28 protein-coding genes and 1 pseudogene are annotated in these 25,848 nt (G+C 42.7%); 15 read left to right on the top strand and 14 right to left on the bottom strand.

The window, feature by feature from the left end; genetic code table 11:
* The first annotated feature begins 11 nt into the window (after positions 1-11).
* A complete protein-coding gene (locus V7K27_RS10585; protein ID WP_334946868.1) occupies positions 12-509 on the top strand; it encodes a DUF427 domain-containing protein in 498 nt (165 codons plus the stop codon).
* Positions 510-737: 228 nt separating this feature from the next.
* On the opposite strand, the gene purQ is transcribed toward V7K27_RS10585, so the two are convergent.
* Positions 738-1,412, bottom strand: a complete 675-nt coding sequence (purQ, locus tag V7K27_RS10580; RefSeq protein ID WP_334946866.1) for a phosphoribosylformylglycinamidine synthase subunit PurQ — start codon at positions 1,410-1,412, stop codon at positions 738-740.
* A 109-nt stretch (positions 1,413-1,521) separates the two neighbouring features.
* Positions 1,522-1,800, bottom strand: coding sequence for a phosphoribosylformylglycinamidine synthase subunit PurS (gene purS, locus V7K27_RS10575; protein WP_334946864.1), 279 nt, complete (start codon positions 1,798-1,800; stop codon positions 1,522-1,524).
* 145 nt (positions 1,801-1,945) lie between these two features.
* Here purS and V7K27_RS10570 point away from each other — a divergent pair, with 145 nt between their 5' ends.
* Together V7K27_RS10570 and V7K27_RS10565 are read left to right on the top strand one after the other, a co-directional pair.
* Complete coding sequence (locus V7K27_RS10570) at positions 1,946-2,350, top strand: Fur family transcriptional regulator (protein WP_334946862.1); 405 nt, start codon at positions 1,946-1,948, stop codon at positions 2,348-2,350.
* A 128-nt stretch (positions 2,351-2,478) separates the two neighbouring features.
* Complete coding sequence (locus V7K27_RS10565; protein WP_334946860.1) at positions 2,479-2,682, top strand: type II toxin-antitoxin system Phd/YefM family antitoxin; 204 nt, start codon at positions 2,479-2,481, stop codon at positions 2,680-2,682.
* 218 nt (positions 2,683-2,900) lie between these two features.
* Here V7K27_RS10565 and V7K27_RS10560 read toward each other — a convergent pair whose 3' ends face one another.
* The gene (locus tag V7K27_RS10560) at positions 2,901-3,476 is read right to left on the bottom strand and encodes a Uma2 family endonuclease (RefSeq protein ID WP_334946858.1); all 576 of its coding nucleotides are present in this window, start codon (positions 3,474-3,476) and stop codon (positions 2,901-2,903) included.
* Between the two features lie 363 nt (positions 3,477-3,839).
* Entirely contained in the window at positions 3,840-4,187 is a 348-nt protein-coding gene (locus V7K27_RS10555) for a DUF433 domain-containing protein (protein ID WP_334946857.1), read from the bottom strand.
* Positions 4,188-4,270: 83 nt separating this feature from the next.
* On the opposite strand from V7K27_RS10555, the gene V7K27_RS10550 reads away from it, so the two are divergent.
* Positions 4,271-4,858, top strand: coding sequence for a pentapeptide repeat-containing protein (locus tag V7K27_RS10550; protein WP_334946855.1), 588 nt, complete (start codon positions 4,271-4,273; stop codon positions 4,856-4,858).
* Between the two features lie 48 nt (positions 4,859-4,906).
* On the opposite strand, the gene V7K27_RS10545 is transcribed toward V7K27_RS10550, so the two are convergent.
* From V7K27_RS10545 to V7K27_RS10535, 3 genes are all read right to left on the bottom strand, one after another.
* On the bottom strand, positions 4,907-5,914 hold the full coding sequence (locus V7K27_RS10545) for an SPFH domain-containing protein (RefSeq protein WP_334946853.1): 1,008 nt from the start codon (positions 5,912-5,914) through the stop codon (positions 4,907-4,909).
* 90 nt (positions 5,915-6,004) lie between these two features.
* Complete coding sequence (locus V7K27_RS10540) at positions 6,005-6,145, bottom strand: hypothetical protein (protein ID WP_334946851.1); 141 nt, start codon at positions 6,143-6,145, stop codon at positions 6,005-6,007.
* Between the two features lie 24 nt (positions 6,146-6,169).
* Entirely contained in the window at positions 6,170-6,604 is a 435-nt protein-coding gene (locus V7K27_RS10535; protein ID WP_334946849.1) for an NfeD family protein, read from the bottom strand.
* Positions 6,605-6,817: 213 nt separating this feature from the next.
* Here V7K27_RS10535 and V7K27_RS10530 point away from each other — a divergent pair, with 213 nt between their 5' ends.
* Positions 6,818-8,812 carry a PP2C family protein-serine/threonine phosphatase gene (locus tag V7K27_RS10530; RefSeq protein WP_334946847.1) on the top strand — a complete coding sequence of 665 codons (1,995 nt, stop codon included), beginning with the start codon at positions 6,818-6,820 and terminating at the stop codon, positions 8,810-8,812.
* 747 nt (positions 8,813-9,559) lie between these two features.
* Here V7K27_RS10530 and cobM read toward each other — a convergent pair.
* Together cobM and lgt are read right to left on the bottom strand one after the other, a co-directional pair.
* Complete coding sequence (cobM, locus tag V7K27_RS10525; RefSeq protein ID WP_334946845.1) at positions 9,560-10,375, bottom strand: precorrin-4 C(11)-methyltransferase; 816 nt, start codon at positions 10,373-10,375, stop codon at positions 9,560-9,562.
* A gap of 231 nt (positions 10,376-10,606) precedes the next feature.
* Positions 10,607-11,482, bottom strand: a complete 876-nt coding sequence (gene lgt, locus V7K27_RS10520) for a prolipoprotein diacylglyceryl transferase (RefSeq protein WP_334946843.1) — start codon at positions 11,480-11,482, stop codon at positions 10,607-10,609.
* A 489-nt stretch (positions 11,483-11,971) separates the two neighbouring features.
* Between lgt and coaD the strand changes: the two genes are divergently transcribed.
* Both coaD and V7K27_RS10510 read left to right on the top strand, forming a co-directional pair.
* Positions 11,972-12,523 carry a pantetheine-phosphate adenylyltransferase gene (gene coaD / locus V7K27_RS10515; RefSeq protein WP_334946841.1) on the top strand — a complete coding sequence of 184 codons (552 nt, stop codon included), beginning with the start codon at positions 11,972-11,974 and terminating at the stop codon, positions 12,521-12,523.
* Positions 12,433-13,101, top strand: coding sequence for a DivIVA domain-containing protein (locus tag V7K27_RS10510; RefSeq protein ID WP_334946839.1), 669 nt, complete (start codon positions 12,433-12,435; stop codon positions 13,099-13,101). The genes coaD and V7K27_RS10510 overlap by 91 nt, the downstream gene beginning before the upstream one ends.
* A 334-nt stretch (positions 13,102-13,435) precedes the next feature.
* Here V7K27_RS10510 and V7K27_RS10505 read toward each other — a convergent pair whose 3' ends face one another.
* Positions 13,436-13,858 (bottom strand): hypothetical protein, encoded by a 423-nt coding sequence (locus tag V7K27_RS10505; protein ID WP_334946837.1) that lies wholly within the window; start codon positions 13,856-13,858, stop codon positions 13,436-13,438.
* A 293-nt stretch (positions 13,859-14,151) separates the two neighbouring features.
* Positions 14,152-15,789, bottom strand: coding sequence for a CTP synthase (locus tag V7K27_RS10500; protein ID WP_334946835.1), 1,638 nt, complete (start codon positions 15,787-15,789; stop codon positions 14,152-14,154).
* Between the two features lie 84 nt (positions 15,790-15,873).
* Between V7K27_RS10500 and V7K27_RS10495 the strand changes: the two genes are divergently transcribed.
* The 4 genes from V7K27_RS10495 to V7K27_RS10480 all read left to right on the top strand — a co-directional run bounded on the left by V7K27_RS10495 (position 15,874) and on the right by V7K27_RS10480 (position 20,028).
* Positions 15,874-17,649, top strand: a complete 1,776-nt coding sequence (locus tag V7K27_RS10495; RefSeq protein WP_334946833.1) for an N-acetylmuramoyl-L-alanine amidase — start codon at positions 15,874-15,876, stop codon at positions 17,647-17,649.
* A 153-nt stretch (positions 17,650-17,802) separates the two neighbouring features.
* A complete protein-coding gene (locus tag V7K27_RS10490; protein WP_334946831.1) occupies positions 17,803-18,213 on the top strand; it encodes a hypothetical protein in 411 nt (136 codons plus the stop codon).
* 11 nt (positions 18,214-18,224) lie between these two features.
* On the top strand, positions 18,225-18,371 hold the full coding sequence (locus tag V7K27_RS10485) for a type II toxin-antitoxin system VapC family toxin (RefSeq protein ID WP_334946829.1): 147 nt from the start codon (positions 18,225-18,227) through the stop codon (positions 18,369-18,371).
* A gap of 253 nt (positions 18,372-18,624) precedes the next feature.
* On the top strand, positions 18,625-20,028 hold the full coding sequence (locus V7K27_RS10480; RefSeq protein WP_334946827.1) for an ATP-binding protein: 1,404 nt from the start codon (positions 18,625-18,627) through the stop codon (positions 20,026-20,028).
* Between the two features lie 197 nt (positions 20,029-20,225).
* Here the strand turns inward: V7K27_RS10480 and V7K27_RS10475 are convergent.
* A pseudogene (locus tag V7K27_RS10475) lies at positions 20,226-20,327 on the bottom strand (Uma2 family endonuclease); the annotation flags it as partial.
* Positions 20,328-20,839: 512 nt separating this feature from the next.
* Positions 20,840-21,349, bottom strand: a complete 510-nt coding sequence (locus V7K27_RS10470) for a pentapeptide repeat-containing protein (RefSeq protein ID WP_334946883.1) — start codon at positions 21,347-21,349, stop codon at positions 20,840-20,842.
* 87 nt (positions 21,350-21,436) lie between these two features.
* On the opposite strand from V7K27_RS10470, the gene V7K27_RS10465 reads away from it, so the two are divergent.
* Both V7K27_RS10465 and V7K27_RS10460 read left to right on the top strand, forming a co-directional pair.
* Positions 21,437-21,952 carry a hypothetical protein gene (locus tag V7K27_RS10465; RefSeq protein WP_334946825.1) on the top strand — a complete coding sequence of 172 codons (516 nt, stop codon included), beginning with the start codon at positions 21,437-21,439 and terminating at the stop codon, positions 21,950-21,952.
* Between the two features lie 99 nt (positions 21,953-22,051).
* Positions 22,052-22,570 (top strand): YraN family protein, encoded by a 519-nt coding sequence (locus V7K27_RS10460; RefSeq protein WP_334946823.1) that lies wholly within the window; start codon positions 22,052-22,054, stop codon positions 22,568-22,570.
* A gap of 70 nt (positions 22,571-22,640) precedes the next feature.
* Here the strand turns inward: V7K27_RS10460 and V7K27_RS10455 are convergent, their stop codons facing one another.
* Positions 22,641-23,030, bottom strand: a complete 390-nt coding sequence (locus tag V7K27_RS10455; protein WP_334946821.1) for a hypothetical protein — start codon at positions 23,028-23,030, stop codon at positions 22,641-22,643.
* A 272-nt stretch (positions 23,031-23,302) separates the two neighbouring features.
* Between V7K27_RS10455 and queA the strand changes: the two genes are divergently transcribed.
* Both queA and V7K27_RS10445 read left to right on the top strand, forming a co-directional pair.
* The gene (gene queA, locus V7K27_RS10450) at positions 23,303-24,547 is read left to right on the top strand and encodes a tRNA preQ1(34) S-adenosylmethionine ribosyltransferase-isomerase QueA (RefSeq protein ID WP_442947605.1); all 1,245 of its coding nucleotides are present in this window, start codon (positions 23,303-23,305) and stop codon (positions 24,545-24,547) included.
* A gap of 142 nt (positions 24,548-24,689) precedes the next feature.
* Complete coding sequence (locus tag V7K27_RS10445; RefSeq protein WP_442947607.1) at positions 24,690-25,799, top strand: tetratricopeptide repeat protein; 1,110 nt, start codon at positions 24,690-24,692, stop codon at positions 25,797-25,799.
* Positions 25,800-25,848: the final 49 nt, after the last annotated feature.

Below are 25,848 nucleotides of genomic sequence, written 5' to 3'. Positions count from 1 at the left end.
TTCAATTTTGAATGGTTAATTCTCAACGCATCGAACCCGCTCCCGGACAAGAATCAGTTTGGGATTACCCCCGTCCTCCTCGTCTGGAGGACACAAGTAAACATATCGAAATAATCTTTAACGGAGTAATAATTGCAAATACTCACAACGCCAAACGTGTTTTAGAAACTAGTCATCCTCCTTCTTACTACATTCCTCCTGCGGATATCAAAATGGAATATTTGCAGCTGATGCCGCAATCTAGCTTTTGCGAGTGGAAGGGAAGTGCTGGTTACTACACAATCCGAGTTGGTGAAAAAGAAGTTCAGAATGCTGCTTGGTTCTACCCTAACCCGACACCAGCTTTTGCTTCTCTCAAGGACTCTGTAGCTTTTTACGCTCATCTAATGGATAATTGCTACGTGAATGGCGAAGAAGTGCAACCACAACCAGGTAACTTCTACGGCGGTTGGATCACCAGTGATATTGTTGGGCCTTTCAAAGGCGCTCCTGGTACTTGGGGATGGTAAGCTAATTTTAAGCCCAAAGAAACCTCACCCTGGTTATGCTACGCAAAACCTGTCCCTCTCCTTGGTAAGGAGAGGGATGTCTGTTAGGAGTTTTAATTCGATGACTTGTGTGTACACCGTAGCCCTGGGGGGGAGAGGAATGGAAGCGGGGTGACTAGTAATAATCGCGTTCATTATTTTTCAGATAGCGATCGCTCTCTAACCCAACCTAGTTGCCTGATATTTACTCTACGCTAATGCCGCTACTTTCTCTAACAATCCCTGAAACAACCTCAAGCCATCGCTATTCCCCAGCATCGCGTCAGACGCCCTTTCTGGGTGCGGCATCATCCCCAACACATTGCCTCGGCGATCGCAAATCCCGGCAATGTTATTCAGTGAACCGTTGGGATTTTCCCCTTCATAGCGAAACACAACTTGACCGTTATCTTCAATTTCTGCGAGAGTGGCTTCATCTGCGTAGAATCGCCCCTCTCCGTGGGCAATGGGCAAAGTGATCACTTCACCATTGGTATAAGCTTGCGTCCATGAGAGATTAGTCCGCTCAACTTTTAAGGGAACGCGATCGCAGATAAAATGCAAATCTCGATTTCTAGTTAATACCCCAGGCAAAAGTCCAGCTTCAGTTAATACCTGAAAACCATTGCAAATACCGAGGACAAACTTACCTTTTTGGGCGTGTTCGACAACCTGCTGCATCACCGGTGAAAAACGGGCGATCGCACCGCAGCGCAGATAATCCCCGTAACTAAAACCACCAGGTATAATCACGACATCCAAATCAGCAATGTCCGTTTCTTGATGCCAAACCATGCGAGTTGGTTGTAAGAGCAAATCTCTGGTTACATAAGCAACATCGCGATCGCAATTAGAACCGGGGAAAACAACAACGCCGAATTTCATGATTAGTCAAGGGGAGTGGGGAGTGGGGAGTGGGGAGATGGGGGAGATGAGGGAGATGAACCAATGACCAATGACAAATGACCAATGACAAATGACAAATGCCCAATCCCTAAAATACCCCAGTTTGGGTTTCGACTTCAATCATCTCAAAGCGGTAATTTTCAATTACGGGATTTGATAGCATTTGGTCACAAATGCGATCGAGGTCTTGACGCGCTTTCTTTTCATCAGTCGAGGTGATGGTGAGTTCAATGTACTTACCAATCCGCACCTGGTCAACGTTATCGTATCCCAATTGCTGAAGACCGGATTGTACAGCCACACCAGCAGGGTCTAAGACTGAAGGACGAAGCGTTACGAAAATTTTGGCTAAATACTTGGTTTGCACGGGCTTTTGGTGAATGCTGCGATCGCTATACTATAACTTTATCCTCCAACTGAGTGAAAATAAGATTACGAAGCGGTTAAAGTTAATTGATCAATTAGCCCATCTAATCAGCTTCAACTACAGTGGTATATTTAAATAATTGTCTATGAGAGCCATACGCACCCGCAGTCAAGAGCGTATTTTCAACCTATTGAAAACCATCAAAAAAGGCATTTCCGCCCAAGACATTTACGTAGAGCTACGTAACACAAATCAGAGCATGGGTTTAGCGACAGTTTACCGTTCCCTAGAAGCCTTAAAACTCGAAGGCATGGTACAACTGCGGAATTTAGCTAACGGTGAAGCCCTCTATAGCCTAGCGCAGCAAGACAAACACCACCTTACTTGCTTGCAATGTGGTGTCTCAATTCCGATTAATCAATGCCCTGTTCATGACCTAGAAGACCAGTTAGAATCCAACCATAAGTTTAAAGTTTTTTATCACACCCTAGAGTTTTTTGGGTTGTGCAGTCAGTGCCAGATAAATCAAGCTACTGGGATTGATCAATAGTCATATTAAAGAAGTCGGAAGCGATGCCCTTCGGCAACGCTTGGGGTACAGTTTTGTAACGGGGATAAAGACTCATTGCCACAAAACTTTCTGCCGTCGTTAGGCAGGGGAATTAAACTGAACATACTTTGTTAAAATCTCTCTTGGAACGAGTAGCTAGGGGAGAAGAAGTAATTTTGCTAGACCAAGATAAAGCCGTAGCTCGTTTGGTTCCTCCGCTACCAAAAGAACAACGGTTAGCAACTATGAAAAAATTTCGAGATTCGCTGGCGATTAAGGGTGAGTCTTTGAGTGCAACTGTCATAAATGCACGTACAGAGGAACGTCGTTGATTTATTTAGATACAAGCATTATGCTTTATTCAAACAAAGCTCAACCAACTAATACCAATTTAATGTGAAGTTGCACATATCTTGATCCCCCTAAATCCCCCGATAAATTGGGGGACTTTGATAGATGTTTTTCCGGTTCCCCCCTTATTAAGGGGAGCCAGCGCGGTCTTGGGGGTTTCCCCCATGAGCGACTGGCGTGGGCTAGGGGGGATCGAATTCTATGCAGCTTCATAAAAAATTGGTATAAATACGTCTGCAACTGTTAATTGCCAATTTTCCAAAACACTTAAAACGGGTAAAACATCTTGCTTTTCTTTTAATTCTGGTAATTTGTTGGGTTCAAAAATCATGATTGACTCATCATCAGAATCGAGCAACCAACCTAGCTTTGCACCATGTTGGATAGAAAATGTAATTTTGCGGATAACTCTGTTGGGTGATTGTTCTGGTGAGAGAATTTCAATTATCCAATCTGGGGGAATTTCAAATTTATTTGTAATTCTGCCTTTTGCATCAAGGGGAATTCTTTCCCATTCAAACACAGCAATATCCGGTACTATTGAATGACCTTGAAATGTACAGCGTAATTCAGGAAAGGCATAAGCTAATTTTTGTGGTTTTGTCACTTGATTTATGGCAGAAGCTAATTCAACTTGTAAAGTGCTATGTTTTCCTTGTGGCATAGGTTTTTGGGAGATTTGCCCGTTAAAATACTCGCTTGCTGGTTTGGTTTCTGGTAGTTTTAAGAACTCTTCTACACTTAATGCTGTGGTTGGCTCAATAAATAACGTCATATTTTACAACTTATCAAAGCTTGATTATTTTATCATTGACCTCTCTCCAAACCTCTCTCCTTTTAGGAGAGAGGTTTTGAATCTTACTCCCCAACGCTAGTAGGGAAGGGGTTGGGGGTTAGGTCTGTATTGGACTCAACTGCAAACTGCTATAGTCTTGGAGAAGGAAATCTATTTACGCGAATAACTTGTCCCATTAATGTTGATTCTGTAGAAATCAACGCATCAATATTTATTGCTAATCGATTCTAGTCTAAATCATCTTTGCACGCAATTATTCCCGTATGGTCGGGTTTTATCTTATGTAATTTAAAAAAATCACGACGATTAAATAATTCGTAATTCGTAATTCGTAATTCGTAATTAAGAAGCATCTAAAATTGCATCAGCTTGTTCTTGTTCGTGAATAGCAGTATCAATTTCGTGAGGGAATGCTTCAGCATAAAGCCATGCTGTTACTAAGTCAGCTGCGGTAAGTTGAGGATATTGATCTAGAATATCAGCATCTTTAGCACCTTGTCGTCGATAAGTTGCCAATAACCAAACAGGAATGCGTGTTCCGGCAATACAAGCATCAGCACCCATTACACCAGGGGTTTTCGTAATTCCATGATTGTTGGTATTAATACCTTGGGTTAAGATGCGAATTGCTTCAACCTTTTGGGCTGGTGTTAGGGATAGTAACTGTGTTTCTAACTCTTGGGCTGTCATTGGAAACTATCTAAGATTAACTATATTTTAACGGGGAGCTATAGTGCTACCGTCCGAACCAAAGCGAGTAATGGTGTTGAAAAATGAACGTCAAAAGACAAAGTATTACTGTTGAAGAATTGTTGAGACGTTACGCTGCTGGGGAGAGAAATTTTTCTGCTATTGAATTCAGTTACAGTGACAAAGGATTGAGAGGCTGTAACCTGAGTGGAATTAACTTGAGTGGTTCCAAGATTGAGGTTTACATGGCTGATGTTAACTTGAGTGGGGCTGACTTGAATGGAGTTTATATGCCCGAAACCATCTTGTCTCGATCCAATCTTAGTAGGGCTAATCTCAGTAATGCTATCTCGTGGCAATGTAGTTTTGATGATGCCAATCTCAGTGGAGCCAATCTTAGTGGTGCCGACTTGGGGATGAGTAATTTTCTCCGTGCCAATCTTAGAAGTGCTAACCTGAGTGGAGCTAGGCTCGAAAATACTGGATTCAGAGGAGCTGACCTGAGTGGAGCTAACTTCAGCAATACTATTTTTGCTCGCGTTAGCTTCTATGGAGCTAACTTGACCGGAGCCAATTTGGACGGTGTTGAATTCAGGAGAGTATCCTTCCAAAACACCATTATGCCAGATGGAAGTATTCGAGATGGAAGTATTGGAGATGAGAGTTGCTGATGTACGGCACGAGGCATTGAGCATTGCTTCTCCCTCATCTCCCCATTCCTAACCAGGGCGGTTATTTTCTAATCCTGGTATTTGCTTAGAAAACAACTCGTTAGAGTCAACCTGACCATTTGAGATAATGGAGCGCATACCCTCAAAAGCAGCAGGGATAGTGCGCGGGTCTATAAATAAGACTTTGCTGCTATCACTTTTACCAATTGTTGCACCCATATCCAGATAGCCCAAGGCAAACAGAACTTCCACTGCTTTATTGGCATTGGGGTTAGTGTGGAGCTTTTGGGCGATAATTTCTGTAGACTCTGCGATCGCCTGGGCTTTTAAAACCTGCTGCTGACGTTCAGCTTGGGCTCTGAGAACGATCGCCTTTTGTTCAGCTTCCGCTTGCAGAATTGTCGATTTTTGACGAGCCTCAGCATCCAATATTTGCGCCTCAGCTTTACCTCTAGCACTATTGACAGCAGCTTCGCGTTCGCCCTCAGAAGTTAAAATTGCTGCCCGTTTGCGTCGTTCAGCCGACATTTGCAATTCCATCGATTCTCGCACCGCCTGAGACGGAATAATGTCTCGCAGTTCTACCCGTGTAACTTTCACACCCCAAGGATCGGTAGCAACGTCCAAATCCTGTAATAAAAGTTCACTGATGTGGGAACGAGCAGTAAAAGTTTGATCCAACTCTAGTTGTCCCATTTCGGCGCGAATTTGAGTTAGCACCATGTTTACCATTGCCGACTCCAGATTTTCTACCTTATACCAGGCTTTTTCCATATCCACAATCCGCCAGTAAAACACTGCATCTACCTCAATGCCAACGTTGTCACGGGTGATGCACTGTTGGGGAGGAATATTTAAGACTTTTTCTCGGATAGTTTCTCGGTAGACAACTCTATCTAGGAAAGGAATGACAAAGTTTAGTCCTGGTTCCAGTTTTTTGTTATAACTACCCAATCTTTCCACCAAAGCTTGATTACCTTGATTGACGACTTTCACAGATCCTGCTACAGCAGAACCACCAAGGGCTAAAAAGACAAGCAAAAAGAACTGTTCCATTGTGAATCTCCTAATTTAAAAAAGGGAGTAGGGAGTGGGGAGTAGGGAGTAGGGAGATGAGGGGGATGGATAATTCTAAACTCCTAACTCCTAACTCTTAACTCCTAACTCCTGTACAGACGCGATTAATCGCGTCTCTCCTAACTCCTGTACAGACGCGATTAATCGCGTCTCTCCTAACTCCTGTACAGACGCGATTAATCGCGTCTCTCCTAACTCCCCACTCCCCACTCCCCACTCCCCACTCCCCAATAACTAAGAATTCAACAAATTTTCTGGTATCACAATCAAAGTAGTGCCTTCTCGCCTAACTACATAAACTCTTTGATGGGGTGGTACGGTAAATTTGTCATCGTCGCATCTTGCTTGCCAAGAATTTCCCTCATACCGCACCCGCCCTGTTTTCCCAGGCAGAATTTCTGTTAAGGTTTCAGCTATGACTGCATCCCGAATTTTAGATTTGCGTTGTCGCGGTTGCAAAAACCGACGAGAAAGCACGATTAGTGCTGTGGAAACCAACAGCCAAACCGCAATTTGCAACCATACACTTCCTAAACCCACTCCAGACAGCAGCGCCACCACAAAAGCGCTAATTCCCATCATGAAGGCGACAAACGCCGATGGTAAGAACAATTCCGTTAGACATAGAATTGCTCCTGCCAGAAGCCAGATTAAGGTAAAACTTGGCATAACGCCATCCTAAACTCTACATTGACGTAAATCTATTTCTACGATTAGATACAGCCAGACGTAAGTTATTTACAGAAATCAAAACTTGGTCTTTTTACCAATAATTTTGATTAATTTCAGTAACAAGGTGTAGCTAGCGGTACACCAATCCAGTCTATTCTAGCCTTCAAGTCATTGCCAATAAGTTGATTGGTTTCTTAAATTTATATCTTTATGATTTCTACTCAACTGATAATCTATTGTATAAATCCAGGCTGTAATAGCCCGATTAATCCTATGGAAGATAGTGTTTGTGCCAGCTGTCAAACTCCTTTAGTTCACCGCTATCTTTGGGCTACTGGCTCATTGTCTACTCAAATCTCACCAGGGACAAAGGTTGCAGACAGATATGAGGTAATTAGTCCCCAGATTTGGCTGGATACTCAACCGGGACTGCCGCCAGATGTACCTGAAGAATTGCCAAAAGAAGTAATTCCTTATCTACTGTTATATCAAGAGCGGTTGCATTTGCCCCAGGCTTATGGGTTTGCTTCTAACTTTGAAAGAGATACAACTGATATCCTCTTATTGGAAAATGTGCCGATAGATGAGACAGGAAATATTTATCCAACTATTGTTGAGGCATGGGAGCAAGCAACGGCGGTACGACAAGTTTATTGGCTGTGGCAAATTCTCCAACTTTGGATACCTTTATCAGAATTGGGACTTAGCCGCAGTTTATTGGTAGTAGATAACTTGAGAGTCCAAGGTTGGTGTGTGCAACTGTTAGAACTCTATCAAACAGCAGATGAGAAGCTAAGTTTACAAAATCTGGGGCAGTGTTGGCGGTTTTGGGTAGCGTCTGCAAAGGCATCAGTCGCCAAAGGGCTAGAGAACATAGTTCAGCAGATGTGTGAAACTGAGGTTGAGTTAGAGGCTATTAATATTCAACTTAATAATTTACTACTAGCATCTGCGGCAAAATTGCCATTAGTTCTGAAGGTGGCAGGCTCTACAGATATTGGCCTAGTTATGGCGCAAAATGAAGACGCTTGCTACCCCAATGCTTTGAGTAACTTAGATGAACCTTTATTGTCTCACTTGTCGATTGTTTGCGATGGCATTGGTGGACATGAAGGCGGTGAGGTTGCCAGTAAGTTGGCAGTGCAGTCTGTAAAGTTGCAAATTCGCGCTTTATTAACGGAGGTAACAGAACAAACTGTACTTGTACCACCAGAGTTGTTGCAGGAACAATTAGAAGCAAGTTTACGAGTAGTAAATAATCTGATTTGTGCGCGCAATAACGAACAAAAACGCCAGGGCAAAGAACGCATGGCTACAACTATTGTAATGGCGGTACAAGTTCCCCAACAAGTAGAGACGAGTACTGAGTGGCAATCAAATAATACTCATGAACTTTACTTGGCTAATGTTGGCGATAGCCGTGCCTATTGGATTACTCGCAATTATTGCCAACTACTGACAGTAGATGATGATGTGGCAACGCGGGAAGTACGCTTTGCTAAAAGCTTGTATCGAAAGGCACTTTTGAGAGCAGATGCTAGTGCTTTAACTCAAGCGTTGGGGACAAAAGATGCAGAATCTTTACGTCTTAAGCTTCAGCGATTGATTGTGGAAGAAGATGGTATATTGCTACTGTGTTCTGATGGTTTAAGTGATAATAACTGGGTGGAACAATCTTGGCAGGATTATGCAATACCCGTGTTCACGGGTGAACTGACAGTTGAAGATGCTGTCCGCAATTGGATTAACTTGGCAAACGAAAAAAATGGGCGTGATAATACGTCGGTTGTTCTCACTTATTACCGTGTCTCTCCAGAATACTTAGTACCTGTGACTCCGGCGTTGCCTGAAGATATTATAGAAGCAGAAATACAAGAGGAACTAGAGGAACCAATTTCTTTTACAGAAAGTTCGCAAACTTTGCCAGATTTGGATCTAGATTTGGATCTAAATTTGGGTCTAGATTTGGATCTAGATTTGGATCTTTCAGAGGAACCATTTGTAAGCCCAGAAATCCCACCAACTTTAATTACAAAACCTAAGCGGGATAAACGTTTGGTAAGGCTGGGGGGAGTGTTGGCGTTGCTTGTGGGGGGTACAAGTCTGGGATTATTTGCTTGGTGGCAAATTAATCCTCAAGGATTCCAGCAGATGTGTCGGCAACTTCCCCAAAGAGTGCAGCAACTTTGTCCGCCAGAAAACTAAATAATAGGTTAGGGACTGACAACAAATAAATTACCCCACAAGAAGTAGTTGAGTATTTTTTTATTTGGAAGTCCCTTATACCGAAATGTTGTGATGTTAAGACTAAATGTCGTGATGTTAAGGCTTAATGTTGTGATGTTAAGGCTTAATGTTGTGATGTTAAGGCTTAATGTTGTGATGTTAAGACTAAATGTTGTGATGTTAAGGCTTAATGTTGTGATGTTAAGACTAAATGTTGTGATGTTAAGGCTTAATGTTGTGATGTTGCTAAGAACAGCCTTTACATTCAGGATGACGGCTAATTACTGCTCGTGCCGCTTTTTCCTCTCAGCCCTCACAGAGACTGAGTTTCCCGCATTCCGTGAGGTCTTATCAGAAAGTTGAGTTTAAAATCCCGTCCTTAAAGGACGGCTTTATATTAGAGGTATTGTGGTAGAGTTAGAAGCGGTCGTTGACCCACCCAGACATCGGAGACAGAAAGCCTAACACCAAAGTTCGATAGAAGACTATCGATGGCGCCCAAATGTCGGCAGACTGGGATAAGAACGAGAGGCAATGGAAACATCCTTAAGTTACAAAACACCTGAACATTTCGTTTGTTTTCAAGTTGCTGCGGGACACGCAGTCGTAAAGTCTGTGGAGCGAACATAAGACCAAATCCTCTTAGGGGGTGGAGGCGGTTGCTATGAAACAGAAACCTAAGTCGTGAGTCTTAGGAATCCCCGACCGTTTATGGCGGGGAGGATGTCAAGAGCGAAATAAATGATTATGTTCGGGATGATATAAACGCGATCGCCCTTTTGCTGTCGAGAGTGCTGGACTGATTATATAAAGTGTAGTGCGAATTAGGTTTTCTTGATGAGTGCAGTCTGCCATTTGATTAAGGGGAACAACCCTGATTTTTTCATCAGGCCAGCCGATGCGAAAGCAAATTGCAATGGGGGTTTCGGCTGGGTAATGTTCGAGTAGTTTAGCTTGAGCATTTTCGACGTGACGCGCACTGAGATATAGGCAAAGGCTAGCCTGATGTGCTGCAAGAGAGGCTAATTCTTCAGTAGCGGGGACTTCTGTACGTCCACTGATGCGTGTCAGAATGATGGTTTGGACTAAACCAGGGACAGTCAGTTCGACTTTGAGTTTAGCAGCAGCAGCTTGAAAGGCGCTGATACCTGGTATGACTTCAAAAGGGATATTTGCCTCGGCGAGGAGGTGCATTTGCTCGTGGATGGCGCTGTAGAGGCTGGGGTCGCCAGAATGGAGACGGACTAGAGATTTGTGTTGCGATCGCACCCTATCGATCATAATCGGTAAAATCTCTTCTAAAGTCTGATTTGCAGTTCTAATTATCTCCGCATCTTCTCGGCAAAGTTCTAAAATCTGTTCGGGTACTAAAGAATCAGCAAATAAAATCACATCAGCAGCAGCCAGTAGTTTCTGCGCCTTCACCGTTAATAAATCAGGATCTCCAGGGCCTGCCCCCACAATATACACAGATGGTTCTACAGCATATAATGTTTTTTTATAGCTTAAGTCTTCTGTATATTCACTCTTAAAAGCACACACGGCAATCCCTCAAAAAAATTTTTTGGGCATTTTCTCAGTATCTTTCCGGATTCACCCTCTTCTCCTAGTAGAGAGTAATGGTAGATGCACCCTGGTTAAGCCCTAGAGAATATTCTGGGGCATTTTTTATTTTTAGTCATTGGGCAATTCAATTTTGGATTTTGGATTTTAGATTTTGGATTAAATTTCAATCTAAAATCTAAAATCTAAAATCCAAAATTCTTACTCCCCTCATCTCCCACTCTCCCCATTTAGCTTAGGAGTAGGAACTACATCGGGTAAAGGGCGTTTAAGTAAGTAAAGCCAAGCCAACCCAACTAATCCCAATAAAATTCCTAGACTACTGACTACTTGTGCCATCCGTAAAAACCCTAGCATCAAGCTATCAGTGCGAAAGCCTTCAATCCACAAGCGTCCTAAGCTGTAAGCTGGCCAGTAAACTAGAAAGAGCGTGCCTACCCTCAGGCGTGGCTTACCGGATAAAGACCGGAAAAACAACGTTATTAGTAGCGTAAACACCATTAAATCCCATAGAGATTCGTAGAGGAAGGTGGGATGAAAATAATCGAAACTAGCATATTCTAGAGGACGATGGTCTGGTGGAATATACAGCTTCCAAGGTAAATTAGTAGGATTGCCAAAAGCCTCAGAATTAAAGAAATTGCCCCAACGTCCGATCGCTTGCCCTAAAATCAGCGAAGGCGCTACTAAATCTGCTAGTTGCCAGAAAGAAACCTGCTTGATTTTGGCAAAGATTAACGCAGCCAAAACGCCACCAAGAATTGCTCCGTGAATCGCAATACCTCCTTCCCAGATAGCAAAGATTTTTCCTGGAGTTTGGGCATATTTTGACCACTCAAAGAAAACGTAATATAGCCGTGCGCCAGGAATTGCCCCAATCAACAACCAAAAAAACAAATCGCCTAGCAACTCAGGATTGACATTACGGCGTTTTGCCAAATGCTGGGAAAGGATGACGCCAATTAATACTGCTGTGGCAATCAATAAGCCATACCAACGGATAGTTAATGGCCCTATTTTCACCAGAATCGGTCCTGGAGAAGTAAATTGAAACGCCAAGGGCAAGGCGGAAAAATCCAGTGCCATGAGAAATTACCTAAAAAAGTTCGTTAACTACCCGCGCACTTTGCTAAGTACGCACTTTCTTGTGTCTCGAATACTGGGGAGTTACGCTTGAATCTATCACAATGGAATTGTGAAGACGCAGGTAAAAATCCAGCATCCATATTTAGGAGTCTAGAACAATTGAGTTTACAGCAGTTTTCATTTATTTGAACCACATCTGTTCTAATGGCACAGCAATGCTCATCCGTGTCAACTTAAGGTGAAAGCCAGCCTAGAACCACCTTTTAGCAGATTATCTCATTATCTCGTTCCCAGTCGGAGACTGGGAATGCCCCTCATTGAGGCTCCGCCTCAAGACTGGTGGCAGAGCCACTAGGAACTGCATTTCCAGCTTCTTGCTGGAAACGAGATTTTAACATTTTTACCCAGAGCGCAAGATGGTAGATTTGAGTAAGTTACACAAAACTGTTTCGATATAATCACCTAAACGACTTTGATCTATCTAAAATTGTGATTGCTATTTATCCTGGTAGCTTCGACCCCATAACCTTGGGACATCTTGACCTCATCGGGCGCGCTAGTCGGCTGTTTGAGCAGGTGATTGTCGCTGTACTGCGGAACCCTAACAAAATGCCACTTTTTAGTGTGCAGCAACGCCTAGATCAGATCCGTCATTCTACACAACATCTACCGAATGTAGATGTAGACAGCTTTGATGGTCTTACCGTCAACTATGCCCAAATGCGAAAAGCACAAGTTTTGCTACGGGGTTTACGGGCTGTGTCAGATTTTGAAGTGGAACTGCAAATGGCTCACACTAATAAAACTCTTTCTACCCAAATAGAAACAGTTTTTCTCGCAACCTCAAATGAGTATAGTTTTTTAAGTAGTAGTGTGGTAAAAGAGATTGCAAGGTTTGGTGGTTCTATCGATCATCTTGTTCCCCCACACATTGCTCTAGAAATATACCAATGCTACAATCACAACTCTCCAATGTTGAACCCAATCTCAACGGAAGCAATCCCCCCCCTCAAGAATATCTCGGTGGAGAGGGAAGCATAGATATTCAGCAGGAACTCAACCGTCTAGAGGAAATGGTTCTCTCTAGTCTCAGAATTCCACTGACGGGACGCACACTCATAGATGAAGAAAAGTTACTCGATCAGCTTGATTACATCCGGCTGGCTTTACCATCACTTTTTCAAGAAGCAGCAGTGATTCTGGAACAAAAGGATGAAATTCTGCTGGAAGCGGAAGAGTATGGCCAGCAGGTTGTTGAGGCCGCGCAAGCAAAAAGAGCGCAAATTTTAGCTGAAAGCGATATTATTCAACAGGCAGAACAAGAAGCTGAACAACTGCGGCGACAAGCGCAGCAAGAGTGTGAGGCGATAATGCAAGAAACCCTCGCCGAGATTGAGCGCAAGCGATATGCTTGTCAGCAAGAGTTAGAGCAAATGCGACAAACTGCGATCGCACACGCTCAAGAAATTGAAGATGGTGCTGATGAATATGCCGATGGCGTTTTGGGAAATATCGAGCAGGATCTCAAAGATATGTTGCGAATTATCACTAACGGACGGCAACAATTACAAATTGATAACCTCACTCAGCGCAATTCACCTCCTGGAAAAAAAAGATAAAGATGAGGAAGAATTATAAGTTGGGTTTCGCTATTGCTTAACCCAACTATTTTCATTAAGGAAGACTTTTGAGGAACCTACAGCAGATTTCAAGGAAAGTGAAGTACACAACCATTCGTCAAAAAGCCAGGTATAAACCCTGTTTTACTTCTGAATTCTGAATTCTGAATTCTGTTTTATAAGGCTTTGAGAAATGTGGTGAGAAATCCGGGATCTAGCAACTTGATCCCGCAACAGGGATGAGGTTGATAAATTTGATACAGAAATTACTAGCGCTTAATACTATGCAGCATTGACACTTAGATTCATACGTACAATAATATTGTCCTAATTCCTAAGACAAAGAATATCCAGTTGCTTTCTTAACGTATTGCACGACTTTTTGATATGATTCAGGATTACTCACAGGGTTGATAATGATGGGGATAGTCCCATCTGGCAACCAAAAAGTTATCCTGCCGTTCGGTTCATGACAAAAGGAACTGATGCAGTTGAGATTAATTACATATTCATTTTTTTCGTAAATAATTTTCACCCAGTGGGCGTGATCTAATTTCAACCCCGTCACACATTCTAAATAATCGAGAATCTTTTGATAATCTTCCAAGTTAGTTTGCGGGTTAATCACTATGGGAATGGCACTATCGGGCAACCAAAAAGTAACCCTGCCATTCAGTTCATAACAAAAGGCATGGACACGCTCAAAATTCACTACATATTCTCTCCTCTCGTAAAGGATTCTCACCCAGTACGCCACAACATCTCCTCAAGTCCGAAATTTACGAATGATGCACCCTGGATGTCCAAATTTGCTGAAGCCTTAAGTTAATGTTGCAATTAATTATCTATTATGAATTTTTATCGAACAGAATTCAGGAGTCAGGAGTCAGAATTCAGAATTCAGAATGAATTCTGTATGACTGGCGGATGAATAACCTCTTTTTAGACCCCCACCAAATCATAGATTTGGTGGTCAACTTTCGTAGTGGCGGGTCCCAATCCCCGACTGAAAGATTGGTGAATTCTGAATTCTGGATTCTGCATTCTTCTTCAAGACACCTCCAATGGTGTTGGTTGATCAGATGTTGAGATAGAAAGAGCGATCGCTGCTTGAATAAAGCCTTTAAATAAGGGATGAGGGGTACTGGGGCGCGATTGGAATTCTGGATGAAATTGGCAAGCAAGAAAGAATGGGTGCTTGGGTAATTCCACAATTTCAACTAAGCGTCCATCGGGAGAAGTGCCACTGATCGCATAGCCAGACTTCAATAACAACTCGCGGTAATCATTGTTGAACTCATATCGATGTCGATGTCGTTCATAAATTACATCTTCTTGATAAAGCTTGAAAGCTAGAGTATCAGGTATGACACGACAAGGATATAGCCCCAAGCGCATTGTACCCCCTAAATCAACTACTTCTTGCTGTCCTGGCAATAAATTAATTACCGGATCGGTTGTATAGGGGTCAAATTCAGCACTATTAGCATCTGTTAATCCCCCTACGTGCCTAGCCCACTCAATCACAGAACATTGCATTCCCAGGCATAAACCCAAAAAGGGAATTTGGCGATCGCGCGCATATTTAATCGCAGCAATTTTACCATCCACCCCCCGAACACCGAAACCTCCTGGCACAACTACGCCATCGACACCTTTAAGATGAGTTTCGGCTGGTTCAGTTTCCAAATCTTCTGAGTTCACCCAACGCAGGCGCAGTTTGCCATAAGTCGAGATTGCAGCATGGTTCAGCGCTTCCACTACAGATAGGTAGGCATCACTTAACTGCACATATTTGCCGACAATGGCAATTTCTACCTCGTGCTTGGGACTATGTAACCGTTTTACCAGGGTTTGCCACTGTGTCAAATCTGGTTTGCGTTGTTCCATTTGCAGCAAGTTCAGCACTTGTTCTGCCATTCCTTCCCATTCCAGATTTAGCGGCACTTCATAGATACTTTTGGCATCTTGGGAAGTGATCACACATTCTTCGGGTACATCGCAAAATCCCGACAATTTTTGTTTTAATCCCTTGGGTAAGGGGCGATCGCTGCGACAAACTAAAATATCTGGTTGAATGCCAATGGATCTCAGTTCTTTAACTGAATGCTGCGTCGGTTTAGTTTTCATCTCACCCGCAGAGGCAATCCACGGTACTAAGGTTACGTGCATATACAGCACATTTTGCCGTCCTACCTCTTTGCGGAACTGGCGAATTGCTTCCAAAAACGGCAGTGATTCAATATCTCCCACCGTCCCGCCGATTTCTGTAATCACTACAGAGGGGTTTGTACTTTTAGCAACTCGCAGAATCCGATCTTTTATTTCATTGGTAATATGAGGAATAACCTGTACAGTACCGCCATTGTAGTCTCCGCGTCGCTCTTTATTGATCACTGCCTGGTAAATCGAGCCAGTAGTAACACAGTTCAAGCGCGACATTGAGGTATCGGTAAAGCGTTCGTAATGCCCTAAGTCCAAATCTGTCTCCGCACCATCCTGGGTAACGAATACTTCCCCATGCTGAAAGGGACTCATTGTGCCAGGATCGATATTGATATAAGGGTCGAGTTTCAGAATCGACACCGAATATTCGCGCGACTTGAGCAAACGCCCTAGACTTGCTGCTACAATGCCCTTACCAATACTGGAAACTACGCCTCCAGTTACAAAGATAAACTTAGTCATAAGAGTTTGAATTTCTAACAACTTCTAAAAATACATCCCGTCATTGTGCCACAGTTATTGTGGTGTCATCTTCTGTGATTTGCTGTGAAAAACCTCTTAGGATTAGTAATATTAGGCTGTATTCTCACCTCCTCAGTAGCATTGGCAGAGCCATCTCTTATAGTCGTTTTTCCCCAGACAAACTATCAGACGAGTGCCGAAAAAATCTTCTTTCTGGGTACTGCACCACCAGATGGTCAGGTTTTGATCAATAGTAAGCCAGTTACCCGCAGCAAAGCTGGTCATTTTTCCCCTAGTTTCCCCTTGCAGTTGGGGGAGAATCTTTTTACTGTGCGTCACGACAATCAAGAACTCCAGATTAAAGTGACAAGGCTTACCACTAGTCCTGAGCTACCACAAGGTTTAGGCTTTGCTAAAGATTCTCTGACTCCCGCAGCTGATATTGCCAGACTACCGGGGGAACTAATCTGTTTTAGCGCGTTAGCAAAACTTCCTCAAGGGGTCGCACCCCCTAACGCTAATGTCTCTGTGAAGTTGGCTAATCAAACTATTGCCCTTTCACCCCAACCTCAACAGGCACAACTACCAAGTAATTTGGCAGTTTTGACAGGGCAAAATCAGCCTTATGCCCAGTCTAGCGTAGGCAATTATCAAGGTTGCACCACGGTGGCAACAGCCGCCGATCTGGGACAACCTCAGTTTCAACTGACGCTCAATGGCAAGACGATAACTCAGCTAGGATCTGGTAAGATTCAAATCCTCTCAAGAGCAGAGTTGCCAATTGCTGAGATCACGGCAGATGCAGGCGTTGCTCGCACTGGCCCGAACACCGATTATTCTCGACTCACACCACTGCCCAAAGGCACACGCGCAACAGTTACAGGTAGGGAAGGTGAATGGTTGCGCCTAGACTATGGCGCTTGGATTAATAGTAAAGAAACGCGCATTTTACCTGGTGCAATTCAACCACAGACAATAATTCGCAGTGTCGGATACCGTCCACTCCCTGGTGCGACAGAGATAGTTTTCCCCTTACAAGTTCCTGTACCTGTGAGCGTACAACAAAGTCAGCAAGCGATCGCTCTTACTCTCTACAATACCACTGCCCAAACCGACATTATTCGCCTGGATGATGACCCCCTAATTTCTCGCCTAGATTGGCAACAGGAAGCTCCAGGACAAGTAAAATACACCTTTAACCTCAAAAAAGCTCAACAGTGGGGATATAAGCTAAGATACGACGGTACAACCCTGGTTTTGGCTTTGCGTCATCCGCCTCAAATCGGGAACACAAGACGCAAGCCTTTAGCTAATTTCAAGATTGTACTAGATCCAGGGCATGGCGGTAAAGAAACTGGTGCCAGTGGCCCAACTGGATATTTAGAAAAAGATGTGAATTTGGTGATATCTAAGTTGCTGCGCGACGAATTGGTGAAGCGAGGAGCAACGGTGGTGATGACGCGGGAGGACGATCGCGAAGTTTCCCTAGTAGAACGTCAGGCAATTATTAGTAAAGAAGAACCAGCGATCGCACTTTCCATACATCACAACTCTCTACCCGATAATGGCGATGCTGAAAAAACCAAGGGATTCGGCACGTTTTGGTATCATCCCCAAGCCCACAGCTTGGCAATATTTTTACAGAACTATGTAGTCAAAAAACTCGGCAGACCTTCTTATGGTGTGTTTTGGGATAACCTAGCGCTGACACGTCCGACAGCTGCGCCATCGGTGTTGCTGGAATTGGGTTTTATGAGTAATCCCGATGAATTTGAGCAGGTAGTGAACCCAGAAGAACAGAAGAAAATGGCAAATGCGATCGCTCAGGGGATTACTGAGTGGTTTAGGAGTGTTCGATAAATTTGGAGGTATAACACTAGTTCCTCATTGTATTTGGTGGAGTGCGATCGGTCTTTGTTCAAGCTTTTTGACTTTTATAGTGCGATCGTCAAAACCATTGCTACTGTATCAATCGAGTAAAATGAAGGTTCAGTTGTTCCCGCGAGGTGTCTGATGACTATCCTTGACCGCCGCCGTCAACTTCAACAACAGATTGCTCAACTTCCAGATGACCAACTGACTCAGGTTGAGCAATATCTAGCATTTCTTGGTTTTCAGAAAACAGTTCTATCTCAATCAAAAATGACCAAATCACCTTCCACTGGAGCTTCGATTCTGGCATCTTTAGAGCAAGCACACACTCCGCCCAATTATCCTCTGGAGGATGAAACCCTAGCACAACCACCTGAAGATTTTGCTGCTAAGATCGCTGAAATCAAACAACGTGGCGATCGCTCTCAATCTGTGATCCGACGAGGTTCTACAGGTGAAGATTTGCTCAAATTTGCTGGTACTTGGCATGGAGACGACCTAGAGGAGTGCCTAGCATTTCTTGATGCAACCCGCTCAAAAGCGAAGTTTTAAGCCAATAATTTATGTATTTGCTGGATACGAATCACTGTAGTTATCTCATTAACAACAATCCTCAAGTTGTCGCAACTGCTCAAAGCTATGCTCAAGATCCTTTTGGGATTAGCATCATTAGCTATGGTGAGTTGCTCTACATGACGGAAAACTTTTAAGCTAGCGATGCCTACGGCGGGCTACGCCTACCGTTCATATTTCAAAGCATCATTCATTCTTAACCCTTACGATTCAATACCAAGCTAGATTTTATACTTAATTATTGCGCTGAACTGTAGCGTAATTACTGTTGACAAAACTGATTCTGTCTTAAACTTTCCCAAATGGTAGTTTTGATATTCATTTGGGCATCATAAGATTACGGTAGGTAGTACTTACTGTACTTAAATGATGATTTATGAGGAGATAAGAATGTCAATTAAAACTAGAAATGTAATGTACAAAGAATATGTAAAAATATTAGAATTTAAAGAGAACCATTTTTTAGATTTAAAAGCAATTGAGATCAAACCAGCTAAACTAACACAGACAATCTCAGCATTGGCAAATGCTGATGGTGGAGAGGTATATCTTGGAATTGCAGAAAAGACTATTTTAGAAAATGGAAGACAAGAGAAGCAGCCATTTTGGGAAGGTTTTAAAAAACAAGAAGATGCCAACGATTTTATTAGAACTATTGATGATTTATTTCGTACAGAACAAAGATGTTCATATGAATTTTTATTATTTTCTAGTAAAAACTTGATATTGCATATTGAGATACCTAAAACTAAGACCTTAATTCACGCTTCTGATCAGGAAGTTTATCTAAGAAGGAATGCAGAAAATAAACGTCAGAATGAGCAAGGTATTATAAGAATATTATATGATAAAGGAATAGAGTCTTTTGAAAATCAAACACTTTCTAATATTGAAATTGAAGAAATTACTAACTCGAATATAATTTTAAATTTTTTGAGAGAAAATAATGTTGAATCAGAACCTTTAAAATGGTTAAGGAAACAAAATCTGATACGTAAAGATTTACCAACTGTATGTGGAATATTATTATTTTCAGATCTCCCGCAAGCAATTATACCAAAGAACTGTGGCATTAAAATATATAGATATAAAACGAGAAACACCGAAGGTTTTAGAGAGAGTTTAGCTTTTGATCCAATAACTATTGAAGGTGATATTTATGGACAAATAAAAGTTGCAGTTGAAAAGACAAAAGACATAGTAGAATCAATACCGAGATTAGATGATTGTGGATTAGAAAAAATTAATTATCCTACTGAAACACTTCATGAAATAATTACTAATGCGGTCTTACATAGAGACTACAGTTTTGCCGATGATATTCATATTAGAGTATTTGATAATCGTATTGAAGTGGAAAGCCCAGGTACATTACCAGGGCATATTACTGTTAAAAATATTCTTGAAGAAAGATGTTCTAGAAATGGCAATTTGGTTAGGCTCATCAATAAGTTTCCATCTCCACCTAATAAGGATATTGGGGAAGGATTGAATACAGCATTTAGAGCTATGAAAATGTTAGGTTTAAAGCCTCCAAGAATGGAGCAGAAATCTAATAGTTTCATAGTAGACATACGTCATGAAGCTCTAGCATCATCAGAAGAAATTATTTTAGATTATCTAGATAAACACGAAAAGATTATTGTTGGTAAAATCAAGAGTATATGTCATTTTAAGTCTGATTATGACTACCAAAAAACAATAAAAGGACTGGTAACAAGAGGTTTAATATCGCATTTACCCAATGCGAAAGGGAAAAATTCTGCTTATCATAAAGTCAAAACACTGAGTTAAATAGAACACATAAATGCTAAATCATTAGCGTTTAGAGCTTTTTTGGGGAGACTGTAGAGGGGCTATGCAAAGGTTAGAGACTAGAGTCCCCTGCTACCAAATTCCAACTCTGATGAAGTCATGAGCATCTTAATCTGTCATATTTTGGCGCGATGCCTGCGGCGGGCTTCGCCTACGCTCTCCTCATCAACTCAAAAATGCTCTTGAAAATTTTTCACAAACGTACCATCAGACTCTGGTAGTTGAGTGTGATCGGGAAACTGAGGCGGTATGGCAATATCAGCAAGTCTTTCACTCATACTTTGAAAAGTATTGCAGCTATTTATCGAACAGAATTCAGGAGTCAGAATTCAGAATTCAGAATGAATTCTGACCGAAAAAGCGGATGAATAATCGGGTCTAAGACCCCCACCAAATTGAAAATTTGGAAATCTGATATTTTGAAAGTCCATGTCTTTTAAAATAGGTGGCATAGTGAGAGCGATCGCTATTTTCTTGACTAATGGCAGTGCGATCGCCCAAGATGCACAAAGATATATCACTATTTTTTGACATACCTCCTCGTCCTAAAATCCGAGGATTCCTTGACGCTTCACTGAGATGTGCGGGCGTTCCCGTCTTACCGTCCCTCCACGTCCGTTTAAAGTCTCCCAATGCCCTATGGCGACTTACTTCTATTTTAAACTAAAGCCGTCGTAGAACAACGGGGTTTTAAACCCATTTTTCTGATAAGCAGGAAATGGGGAGCAGAGGAGCAGAGAGGAAATAACCAATGCCCAATGCTCAATCCCCAATGCCCACGTAGAAAATACTAAGGACAAAACAACGTGTCACGCGTATCTCGTCCTGTAATCGGATTAGTTCCTTTGGCAAGTTTGCACAATTTTTTTTGCTCATCGGAACGCAGCAGCGTATCAGTAAAATCTGCCCCGTCAATGATTGCACCATCAAATCTGGCGTTAGCAGCAAAGGCACCCTCCAACAGTGCATTTGTCAAATTTGCTCTGACTAAACGAGCTGAGTCTAAAGTGGCATTTCTCAAGTTAGAACTCTCCAAATTCGCAGACTCCAAATTTGCTGCAAAGAAACTGACACCCTGCAAGTTAGCGTGGCTGAAGTTGCTCTGGCGAAGATTAGCTTTGGTAAAGCTGGAGTCTGTTAAATCACGTCCTGAGAAATCAGCCTCAACCAAAATTTCTTTATTATATTCGAGTGCCAAAGCTGTGGGAGCAAAACCGACGGTTGCGGTGATGCCAATTATTCCCCACAGGAATAGGCTGAGTATGCTTGCCCAAATCCGGGCGCTTAACTTAAAATTCATGCTATTTTTAGCCAATGGCGAACCCTCCTCCATCTCATTATCCTTGAGTCAGAGATGTTAGCGCAAAAATCCTTTAAAAATATTTTTATGAATACTAATTCAAGTTCATACGACGATTTGAACATTGCCTTCGCACGACTTCAGGCTATTCAGTGGGATACGCTGGGAATGGGGGAGAAAGACGAAAGACTTACAGAACTGATGTTAGAATTTATGTCGCGGGTAAGACAATGGGCAAAGTTTTTGCAGAGCGAACAGAAGCATATTTTTCAAAATCTTGCTCTCCAGATTCGTCCTGACATTGAACTCCCGCCTCCCCTAATGCAATGGCTGGAGGAGTTATACAACAGCGACCGGATATCAGTCAGGCGTGGTAGTGTCTATGTTGTGCTAGGGGTACGTAATTACTTATTTTGGTGTCGTCTACGGGAATTTGATGCAGTCCCGGCGAATGGTCTTCCTCATCCTTATGAGCCTTTCATCAACTTTCTGGAATGCGGTGGTGGCATATATGTCGAACATCACAAATTTATGGATACTTACCCCAATTATGATCACTTTATTTTGACTGTTGGGAATGCCACGCCAGGAAGGGAAGAATAAGCAGATTATGGGAATATGATTTTGGTTAACTGCTAGAAACTCTTATTTTCCTGTTGAATTAAGTCATTAAATAACCCAGAATACTATACTAAAGTTTATATGCATTGTACAAATAGTGGTCAATTAGGAGAAGACTTAGTAGCCCAATGGTTGCAATCTACAGGTTGGATAATTCTCCATCGTCGCTTTTCTAGCCGTTGGGGAGAAATCGATATTATTGCCCAATATGATGGAGGAACTGGGAAAGAGCAAGGGAGCAGGGGAGAATACCCCACTCCCCACTCCCCACTCCCCACTCCCCACTCATTACTAGCATTTGTTGAAGTCAAAACCCGCAGTTCAGGCAGTTGGGATGCAGGGGGAAGAAGCGCAATCACCCCACAAAAGCAAGCAAAAATCTCGCGTACAGCTGGAATGTTCTTAGCCCAGTATCCTGAGAAGGCAGATTATTCTTGCCGATTTGATGTTGCTATTGTCTACTGTCAACAGATATCAAAAAATCTGAGTGGGGTTACAGCAACCCAGGAAGCTTTAGCTACTTCATCAGTAGCCGGATATAAGTTTAAGCTGCAAGAATACATTCTTGCAGCTTTCGACTCTTCAATTGATAATGGTTAATCGGTAATCGATAAAATATCTTGATTACCAATGACCAATAATTTTCTAGTGGCGTTACAACCAAATAATGTCACGCCAAAGTTTCTGGACAGTAGCCTAAGCCCCGGACAAACTGTTGCCGGAACGCTTCGATTTCGTCTCTCTCTGGGCTACCATGAGAGACGATCGCTACCTGATAGCGACGCATGACGTCTACAGGGCACTGTCCTGCTTCCAAACTCCAAAGTGCCATTTGCACCCTCATTGGTGGCTCATAGCTAATTCCTAATTCATTTAGAAAAGCGCGAAAGTCGCCATCCTCTTGGGGCGTGACTTGACCTTTGAGTTTGATCCTAACCACCCAGCCATCAATTTGATGAATTACGGTGACGAAAGAAACTGGTGTCTGGGGTCTAGCGTGGAGGTGTTGAACGACCCTCAGGGTTAGACTGGCATTTGCCAGATAGTACAAGTATTCCATGTTTGTTGGTGCTTGGGATCAAAGCCAATCCTACATATCTATATTCGTCAATCAATGCCTGTTCCCGGTAGGGTAAAATCCCCCGTTTTTAGATGGGGAGGTTTACCCAATTTTTATGTTAATTTTCCCGTGTTACTTAATAGTACCAATCTTATAGCCAAGGGAGAAAACTGAGCGAAGATGCCTTAAAGTTCCTTTAGAGGGGAAAGCTTAAACCAGCTTTTTTAAGAGAGTATAAATACTAAATAAAGCAAAAACTAGTAGAAGCCAATTTGAAAGACACCTCTAGCCCACAAGAAAAAGATTTTGAATTAGATTGTTCGGTAGCTGGCTATGACTACAAACTACCTCCAGAACTTATTGCCCAAAACCCAGCTGTTCCTAGAGATAGTTCACGGTTACTCGTGGTTAATTCTCCCACCACAGGCACCGAAACAGCACCCCTACACCACATTTTCCATGATTTGCCTGCACTGCTGCGCTCTGGTGATTTGTTGGTTATGAACAATACAAAAGTCATTCCCGCGCGGCTTTATGGTCATAAATCCACTGGTGCTAAAATCCAGGTGTTGCTCTTGGAAGAACGGCAGCATAACTGTTGGTTAGCTTTAGTTAAACCAGGAAAAAGCTTCAAACAGGGAGCGAAGATTATTTTTGAAGTCAGGGGAGATGGGGGAGATGGGGGAGATGGGGGAGATGGGGGAGATGAGGGAGATGGGGGAGATAGGGGAGATGAGGGAGAAAATTTTACCTTATCCCCCTCATGCCCCTCATCCTCCTCATCCTCTTCATCCCCTCACCTCCTCACGGCTACGGTTCTAGAAACAGATGCAGCCACTGGGGGGCGTTTATTGCAATTTGATGTGCCAGAGGGAAAGTCTTTGGTGCAACTGTTAGAGGTATTTGGTGAAATACCGCTACCACCATACATCACTGCCTCAGAAGCTGCTGATGAACAGTATCAGACAGTTTATGCCAAACAACCAGGTGCGATCGCAGCTCCGACAGCAGGATTGCATTTTACCCCAGAATTATTACAAAAGTTGCGCGATCGCAATATCAATCAAGCTTTTATCACGCTACACGTTGGTGTGGGGACTTTTCGCCCTGTGGAAGTAGAGGACGTAACTACCCATCAGATGCATGAAGAATGGATTGAAGTTCCCGCCACCACAGTAGAGCAAATCCTCGCCACTAAAGCAGCTGGCGGTCGGATTATTGCTGTGGGAACAACGGCAGTACGAGCTTTAGAAGGAGCGGCTGAATCTGGGAATTTACAACCTTTTTGTGGTAAAACAGACTTGTTTATTTATCCCGGCTACCAATGGCGGGTGGTGGATGGTTTAGTTACCAATTTTCACCTACCGCGTTCCAGTTTGCTGATGTTGGTAAGTGCGCTAATTGGCAGACAACGATTATTGAATATATATCAGGAAGCGATCGCTTTTGGATATCGCTTTTATTCATTCGGCGATGCCATGCTAATTTTGCCAGAAAGTGGGGAGAGACGCGATTAATCGCGTACAGGAGTGGGGAGAGACGCGATTAATCGCGTCTGTACAGGAGTTAGGAGTTAAAATTTGGGAATTTGGAGTTTTTTCTTTCGTGATGGGTACTCTGACTTATAAGGAACTAAAAATAAGTACAGGTTTGCGATTCATGTCTGAAAAATCTTTATCTTCTCAGTGGTTACATTTATTTTGCCAAGTAACACTCTGTGGCTGTTCTACGTTTTTGGTCTTGGCTGCACCGACAATTACTAATTTCCCAGTCAGCAAGCTGCTGGCACAAACCGCAATTTCTCAGAATCTCGAAGCAGCTAGTTTTTTCCAGCAGGGAGTCATGCGCTATAACCGCAAAGACTTACAGGGTGCGGAATATGCCTTTCGGCAAGCGTTGCAGTATGACCCTAACCTTGGGGCAGCACGGAATTATCTGGGTAATATATTTATGGGGCAAAATCGCCTCGATCTAGCTTTACAAGAATATGCGGAGGCGGTTAAAGTTAATCCCAATTTTAGTGAAGGTTATTACAACTTAGGGTCAGTGTTGCAGCGACAAGGAGAAAAAGATGCAGCGATTACTGCTTATCGCCAGAGTCTGGCGATCGATCCGACAAGGGTAGCAGCGCTATATAATTTAGGTTTGGTGCTGTATGAACAACGACAGCTAGAGGAAGCGATCGCAGCATACCAAAAAGCAATTGGTCTAGATAGCAGCAATGCTAATGCTTATTTTAACTTAGCGATCGCCTTACAACAACAAGGTCAAATAGAGCCGGCGATCGCTACTTATCGCCAAGCCTTGCAGCTAGATCCTAAAAATGCCACAGCCTACAACAACATGGCAAATTTGCTAGCAATTCAAGGTCAAACTGCTGAGGCGATTTCTGTTTATCGGCAAGCTATTCGCCTAAATCCTAAAAATGCCTCAGCTTACTATAACTTGGGAATAACTTTATATAATCAGGGCGAGATCAAAAAAGCCAGTGGAGTCTTGAGACGTGCCTATAAGGAGTATCGTCAGCAAGGCAACATTCAGCAAGCTGAGAAAATTGAACAGCTAATCCAGCAAATTGCCCAGAAAAGTGAGCAACAGCAACCTCAAGCCAGTCAAACAACTACTCCTCCCCAGACTCCAAATCCTACAAGTAATCTAGTACAACCACCTCAGCCACAGATCCCAAATCAACCAGAAACTTCTACGGAAACCCCCGCAAACCCCGCCTCAGTTGAACCAAAGTCTACTTTAACGAGTCCTAAACAATAACAATTCAAAATTCAAAATCTCAGAGTTAGGGACTGACAACAAATAAATT

The sequence above is a fragment of the Nostoc sp. genome (assembly GCF_036919575.1).
Lineage (GTDB): Bacteria > Cyanobacteriota > Cyanobacteriia > Cyanobacteriales > Nostocaceae > Nostoc.
This window is presented reverse-complemented; position numbering and strand designations above follow the sequence as displayed.

Excerpts from the sequence above, each read along its gene's own strand:
- V7K27_RS10585 (WP_334946868.1), top strand. The coding sequence starts at position 12 with ATGGTTAATTCTCAACGCATCGAACCCGCTCCCGGACAAGAATCAGTT.
- purQ (WP_334946866.1), bottom strand. The coding sequence starts at position 1,412 with ATGAAATTCGGCGTTGTTGTTTTCCCCGGTTCTAATTGCGATCGCGAT.
- V7K27_RS10570 (WP_334946862.1), top strand. The coding sequence starts at position 1,946 with ATGAGAGCCATACGCACCCGCAGTCAAGAGCGTATTTTCAACCTATTG.
- V7K27_RS10560 (WP_334946858.1), bottom strand. The coding sequence starts at position 3,476 with ATGACGTTATTTATTGAGCCAACCACAGCATTAAGTGTAGAAGAGTTC.
- V7K27_RS10555 (WP_334946857.1), bottom strand. The coding sequence starts at position 4,187 with ATGACAGCCCAAGAGTTAGAAACACAGTTACTATCCCTAACACCAGCC.
- V7K27_RS10550 (WP_334946855.1), top strand. The coding sequence starts at position 4,271 with ATGAACGTCAAAAGACAAAGTATTACTGTTGAAGAATTGTTGAGACGT.
- V7K27_RS10545 (WP_334946853.1), bottom strand. The coding sequence starts at position 5,914 with ATGGAACAGTTCTTTTTGCTTGTCTTTTTAGCCCTTGGTGGTTCTGCT.
- V7K27_RS10535 (WP_334946849.1), bottom strand. The coding sequence starts at position 6,604 with ATGCCAAGTTTTACCTTAATCTGGCTTCTGGCAGGAGCAATTCTATGT.
- V7K27_RS10530 (WP_334946847.1), top strand. The coding sequence starts at position 6,818 with ATGATTTCTACTCAACTGATAATCTATTGTATAAATCCAGGCTGTAAT.
- lgt (WP_334946843.1), bottom strand. The coding sequence starts at position 11,482 with ATGGCACTGGATTTTTCCGCCTTGCCCTTGGCGTTTCAATTTACTTCT.
- V7K27_RS10510 (WP_334946839.1), top strand. The coding sequence starts at position 12,433 with ATGCTACAATCACAACTCTCCAATGTTGAACCCAATCTCAACGGAAGC.
- V7K27_RS10500 (WP_334946835.1), bottom strand. The coding sequence starts at position 15,789 with ATGACTAAGTTTATCTTTGTAACTGGAGGCGTAGTTTCCAGTATTGGT.
- V7K27_RS10490 (WP_334946831.1), top strand. The coding sequence starts at position 17,803 with ATGACTATCCTTGACCGCCGCCGTCAACTTCAACAACAGATTGCTCAA.
- V7K27_RS10485 (WP_334946829.1), top strand. The coding sequence starts at position 18,225 with ATGTATTTGCTGGATACGAATCACTGTAGTTATCTCATTAACAACAAT.
- V7K27_RS10480 (WP_334946827.1), top strand. The coding sequence starts at position 18,625 with ATGTCAATTAAAACTAGAAATGTAATGTACAAAGAATATGTAAAAATA.
- V7K27_RS10470 (WP_334946883.1), bottom strand. The coding sequence starts at position 21,349 with ATGAATTTTAAGTTAAGCGCCCGGATTTGGGCAAGCATACTCAGCCTA.
- V7K27_RS10465 (WP_334946825.1), top strand. The coding sequence starts at position 21,437 with ATGAATACTAATTCAAGTTCATACGACGATTTGAACATTGCCTTCGCA.
- V7K27_RS10460 (WP_334946823.1), top strand. The coding sequence starts at position 22,052 with ATGCATTGTACAAATAGTGGTCAATTAGGAGAAGACTTAGTAGCCCAA.
- V7K27_RS10455 (WP_334946821.1), bottom strand. The coding sequence starts at position 23,030 with ATGGAATACTTGTACTATCTGGCAAATGCCAGTCTAACCCTGAGGGTC.
- V7K27_RS10445 (WP_442947607.1), top strand. The coding sequence starts at position 24,690 with ATGTCTGAAAAATCTTTATCTTCTCAGTGGTTACATTTATTTTGCCAA.